Origin of the sequence: Pseudarthrobacter sp. C1, from assembly GCF_034720455.1 — a bacterium.
In the GTDB taxonomy this organism is placed as follows: Bacteria; Actinomycetota; Actinomycetes; order Actinomycetales; family Micrococcaceae; genus Arthrobacter.
On sequence record NZ_JAYESK010000021.1, the window covers coordinates 1 to 5,453 of the forward strand.

4 protein-coding genes and 2 pseudogenes are annotated in these 5,453 nt (G+C 63.9%); 3 read left to right on the forward strand and 3 right to left on the reverse strand.

The features are described 5' to 3' along the window. Positions 1-299, forward strand: a pseudogene (locus U7114_RS19220) (ABC transporter ATP-binding protein); the annotation flags it as partial. A 22-nt stretch (positions 300-321) separates the two neighbouring features. On the opposite strand, the gene U7114_RS19225 reads toward U7114_RS19220, so the two are convergent. The 3 genes from U7114_RS19225 to U7114_RS19235 form a co-directional block, all read right to left on the reverse strand. Then, positions 322-945: an NADPH-dependent F420 reductase gene (locus U7114_RS19225; protein WP_323058258.1), complete on the reverse strand. Its 624-nt coding sequence runs from the start codon at positions 943-945 to the stop codon at positions 322-324. A 5-nt stretch (positions 946-950) separates the two neighbouring features. Next, positions 951-2,162, reverse strand: coding sequence for an FAD-dependent monooxygenase (locus U7114_RS19230; protein WP_323058259.1), 1,212 nt, complete (start codon positions 2,160-2,162; stop codon positions 951-953). 108 nt (positions 2,163-2,270) lie between these two features. Further along, entirely contained in the window at positions 2,271-3,650 is a 1,380-nt protein-coding gene (locus U7114_RS19235; RefSeq protein WP_323058260.1) for an MFS transporter, read from the reverse strand. 96 nt (positions 3,651-3,746) lie between these two features. Here U7114_RS19235 and U7114_RS19240 point away from each other — a divergent pair, with 96 nt between their 5' ends. Next, complete coding sequence (locus tag U7114_RS19240) at positions 3,747-4,766, forward strand: LysR substrate-binding domain-containing protein (RefSeq protein ID WP_323058261.1); 1,020 nt, start codon at positions 3,747-3,749, stop codon at positions 4,764-4,766. Positions 4,767-4,924: 158 nt separating this feature from the next. Beyond that, a pseudogene (locus U7114_RS19245) lies at positions 4,925-5,453 on the forward strand (ATP-binding cassette domain-containing protein); the annotation flags it as partial.

A 5,453-nucleotide genomic window follows, 5' to 3' on the forward strand; every position in this document is an offset into this window, starting at 1 on the left:
TGACGATTGCGCGGGCGTTCCTGGCGCGGCCCTCTGTGCTGATCCTGGATGAGGCGACGTCTTCGGTGGATACCCGGACCGAGGTGCTGGTGCAGAAGGCGATGAGTGCACTGCGGTCCGACCGGACCTCCTTTGTCATCGCCCACCGCCTGTCCACGATCCGCGACGCCGACCTCATCCTGGTGATGGAGGCCGGCCAGATCGTGGAGCAGGGGACGCACTCTTCACTGCTGGCTGCCGGCGGGGCTTACGCACGGCTGTACGAGGCGCAGTTCGCGGCTCCTGCGGCGGAGGTTTGAGTGGCCTGCCGCTCGGGAATCCTCACTGCAGCAGTGCGAATCCGGACTCGTAGCGTGTTTTCCCGATAGCTGCCAATACGATCTGGAGAAAGCCCATCGCCTCAAGTTCCCTCGCACGCGAAAGAGGGCCAGCGTCGACCGCCCGGAGTCCTGCCGCCTCGAGGAGGGCCGCGACTGCTATTTTCGCCTCTGGATCGTCTCCGGCGAACAGGACAGTCGTGGGCGTTGTGCCATTGGTGCCGGTGCTGAGCGTGTCGCCGAGATTGACGTTGAACGCTTTCACGACTGTAACGCCCACCGGGAGGGCCTTGGAAAGTTCAACCGCAGTCGAGGAGTCTGCTGGGACCAGCAACTCATCGTAGGTGGTGAAATCAATGGGGTTGCTGATATCGATGACCACCTTGCCGCTGAGTCGATCCCGATAGTGCTCAAGTATGTTCGGGTACGCCTCATACGGAACTGCGAGGACGACGAGGTCACCTGTGAGTTCATCGCCGACAAGCCCATATTCCGCATCCGGACGCTCGGCGGACGAGCCAGCCCCCGCCCTGCGCCGGATGATTTGGATACTCGCTCCGGCTCGCGCTGATACTTCGGCAATTGCTGAGCCCATCTTGCCGGTGCCAATGATGCTGATCGATGTCATGCGAACTAGATCCTCCTGAATCGTTTGAGTGCCTTTTCGGCGGCAGCCACCGCGTCGAAGTCGAAGAGCACACTTCGGCGAAAATCGCGTCCTGCGCGCAAGTCAGCATCACGCTTCTCGATGTCCTCAAATTCATTCTGCGCGTCGAACTGTGAGCCGCTTCTGCGAGAGCTGTTCTGCAGGATCGCCGTGCGCTGCATTCGAACGGCGGTGTAGCGCTTGAAGGCTTCGGCAATCTCATCGGCGTCTTCGGCCTCCCTGAGGAAGAAGGCAAGAGTAATGCTGTCCTCGATTGCCTGATTCACTCCCTGGCCCGCGTGCGGCAGCATGGTGTGTGCTGCGTCCCCAAGCAACGTCACGCGCCCTCGCGACCAATTAGTGAGTGGCTCGTGGTCGTAGAGGCCCCACCAGAAGGTCTGGTCGATGAGCTGGATGAAGTGGCGAAGCTTCGGGTCCCATTTCTCACCCGCAAACTCGGCGGCGAGTTCGCTCACGTCCCCCGGGGCCGACCAGGTTTCCTTGAGCGGCCTGTCACTGGGTACGAACCCGACGTAGTTGAACAACTTGCGCTGCTGCAGCGGGTAGCACATGAAGTGCTTTCCCTCCCCCATCCATACCTGGCTGATCATGGGCCAGTCGTCGGGAAGGAGGGCCGCGTCAAGTACTCCGCGAAACGCGATAAATCCGGAGTAGACGGGGTCGGGGGTTTGCATCAGAGAATCCCGCACCACCGAGTGGATGCCGTCCGCGCCCACCACTGCATCAAACTCATCGTGTACGCCGTTCTCGAATTCGAGGCGGACGCCTGTGTCTAGCGTCTGAATCGACGTCAGACGATGGCCGAGACGGATCGTGTCGGGCGCGACCTCTCGAGACAAAACGTCGACCAGGTCGGGCCTGTACATGCCGACATTCTGATACCGCTTTGCTGAGTCTTCCCAAGCTGCTTCGGCTACAACGTTGCCCATGGCGTCCTGGTAGACGCCATGGCCGTCCGGAGTGGCGCCTGCGCGCTTGACCTGTTCAAGGACACCGAGTTTGTCGAGAACGCGCTGGCCATTCGGAGCGACAGTGACGCCTGCGCCCACGTCGCCCAGCCCCCTCGCCTGCTCGAACACCGTGACGTGGGCACCGGCGATCCGCGTGAGGGCAATCGCAGCAGTAAGCCCGCCCAGCCCCCCTCCAATGACCGCGACTCTGGTGGTGTGATTTACCATCGGTTCTCCTCGACTGCATTACGTAATCCTTGAATTTGCCGACCATAAGAGGCCACGACGGCATGGTGCATAGTTCCGTGGACGCCACGGTGGAAGGGGTACGGGGTGCTACGGCTTCGCCGCAAGCTCCCTGTGGGCCACGTTGGGGGCGAACATCGTTGCGCCGCTGGCCTGCTCGGCCTCGTGGTCCGGGCCGAGCGGGATGCCGCGCCGGTCGCGCAGGCACAGCGTCGCCGCGGCCCCGACGAGGGTGGCCACGAGGATATACCAGGAGACCGCAGTCGTGGTGCCGGTGGCCTGCAGCAGTGCTTGGGCGATGGTGGGAGCGAACGCCCCGCCGAGGATTGACCCAATGGCGTAGGGGATGGCCACTCCAGAGAAACGAACGGATGCCGGGAAGATCTCGGCGTACCAGGCTGCCAAAGGCCCGTATGTGAGGCCGAGGCCGATCGAGAGCAGGACCAGGCCGGCGTAGAGGCCGGGTAGCGTCGCGGTGTTGACGAGCCAGAATAGCGGGAAGGCCATCAGTGCCTGTACGGCGAAGCCGATGAGGTGGGTGTTTCGCCGGCCGATCGAATCGGCGAGGCGCCCTGCAATGAGCGTCGCGAAGAACCACACCGCCGAGGCGACCGTGGACGCGATGAGCATCGCCGTAGTATCTATCTTAAGCTTGCCGGTGGCGTAGCTCTGGAGGAAGCCGCCGGTGGTCATGTAGCCCACGGCGTTATTGCCCACGAACACAAGCGCGGCAAGGATCACAAGGTGCCAGTGACGTTTGAAAAGGACCACAACCGGGGCCTTGGTCTGCTGGCCGCGCTCGGCGATCTCGGTGAACACGGGGCTCTCCTCAACGGAGCGGCGGACAAAGTAGCCGACGACGATGAGCACGATGCTCAGCAGGAACGGCACGCGCCAGCCCCACTCGAGGAAGGCCTGGCCGGGGGAGACGACACCGGTCATGAGGGCCATCAAGCCCGAAGCGAGAAGAAAGCCCAGCGGGACGCCGACCTGCGGCAAGGCGCCAGCGCGACCGCGGCGGTCGGCAGGAGCGTGCTCGACGACCATGAGGACTGCGCCGCCCCACTCGCCGCCGGCGGAGACGCCTTGGAGAATGCGGAGGAGGAGCAGGAGGATCGGCGCCGCGATGCCGATCTGGGCGAAGGTGGGCAGGACGCCGATGAGTGTCGTCGCTACACCCATGAGGATGAGCGTGATGACAAGCATGGCACGGCGGCCGATTCTATCGCCGTAGTGCCCCGCGAGGAACGCACCGAGCGGGCGGAAGAGGAAGGAGATGCCGACGGTAGCGAAGGAGAGCAAGAGCCCGATTTCCTCCCCGGCAGGCTTGAAGAAGAGCTGGCTGAACACGAGCCCAGCGCCCAGCGCGTAGATGAAGAAGTCGTACCACTCGATCGTGGTGCCGATGATCGTCGCGAACGCGACGCGACGCTGCGTGGCGGGATTGCTAACGGAATTGGAAGAGGTCATTGCTGTCCTTGTGAAGTGTGCGGACGATGCTGTTCCTCTATGGTGAGCGAACTCACATCTGCATGTAAATCACAGAGATTTGCAGATAAAGTTCTGTTGTACTTAAGAAGCCCGATCTACGATGAGGTGGACATGGCCGATGTGAGCCTGCGGCAACTCGAGCTGTTCGCTGCCCTGCCGGACTTCACCACATCCAGTGCAGCGGCAGCCCATCTTCACATCTCAGAGTCGGCGCTGTCCCAGGCCATCACGGGGCTCGAGAGGACTGTGGGGGAGCAGCTTTGCGTGCGCCGCAAGGCGCGGGGCCTCGCGCTGACTCCCGCGGGCCAGCACTTCGCAATGCAGGCGCGCCGGATCCTGGCGGACACGCGGGAGCTCGTCCAGGGCGACCGCCGGGGAGAAGAGCTGCGGGGCAGTGTCAAGTTTGGCTGCTACGCGAGCTTCGCCGCGAGCGTGGTGCCGGAGCTCCTCGAAGGCTTCCCGCGGAGGCATCCCGGGGTGGACCTCGAGACCACGGTGGGCACCAACGAGGACCTGTTCCCCGCCCTGCAGTCGGGACGCCTCGACGTGGCCATCACATACGAAAGGTTCCTGCCTGCCGGCTACCGTCACCGCAAGGTCTACGCGACCGAGCTCGAGGCCCACCTGCATCCGGACCACCCGCTCGCGGCGGGCAGCACCGTCGATCTCGCCGATCTCGCCGGCGAGCCGCTCATCCTCTACGACGTGAGCCCGAGCACCATCAATATAGTCGAGGCGTTCGCCGCGCGCGGGCTCGAGCCCAGGATCGCGGCCCGGGTCACCCAGATCATCCTCGTCGAGGCGCTCGTGGGCCGCGGCATGGGGTATGGCCTGCTCATGTCCCGGCCCAACGTGCTCCCCATGAGCGTCGAGGGGCGGCCGGTCGCCATCCGCCCATTCGACCCGCCCGTAACCCTCTCCAACGTCGTAGGGATCTGGCCCGAGGACATGACCCTCACGCGACGAGCCTCGGCCCTGCTCGATTATGCGGTCGAGAAGCTCGGCTGCTACGACCGCGCAGACGTAGTTCAGAGCGCAGCCACCCACGACGTCGCCGCCCCGCCTCATGCGGGCAGCGACGCTTTCCAGAAGTAGGCCTTCAGATCGAACGAGGGATCGGGAAACAAAACGACGGTTTCTGACCGGTTACCGGCAAGCCTCCCGTTTAGGCCTTTGATGCCGTCCTGACCTGCGGCATCAGACTGAACTGTGGGCTGCGAGATGAACGAGTCATTGCCCCTCCTGGGGCAGTAGCGAGTTTCGGGGCGCAGTTCATTTCCGGGCTGATCATAACGTTCATCGGGAACCTGGTGTACGTGGGGATTGCCGTGGTGGGCGGCCTGCAGGTTGCGTCCGGGGCGATGCAGCTGGGCGATGTGCAGGCGTTCATCCAGTACTCGCGGCAGTTCACCATGCCGCTGGCGCAGCTGGGGTCCATGGCGAATGTGCTGCAGTCCGGGGTGGCGTCCGCGGAGCGGGTATTCGAGCTGCTGGATGAATCTGAGGAGTCTGTGGAGCCTGCGCCTTCTGCCGGGCCGGTGTTTGGTCGGGGGCGGCTGGTGTTCGAGGACGTGTCGTTCTCGTACTCGCCGGACAAGCCGCTGATTTCTTCGTTGTCTTTGGTGGCGGAGCCGGGGCAGACGGTGGCGATTGTGGGGCCCACCGGGGCGGGGAAGACCACGCTGGTGAACCTGATGATGCGGTTCTACGAGCTGGATGCCGGGCGGATAACGCTCGACGGCGTGGACGTCACCTCGGTGCCGCGGCGCGAGCTGCGCTCGC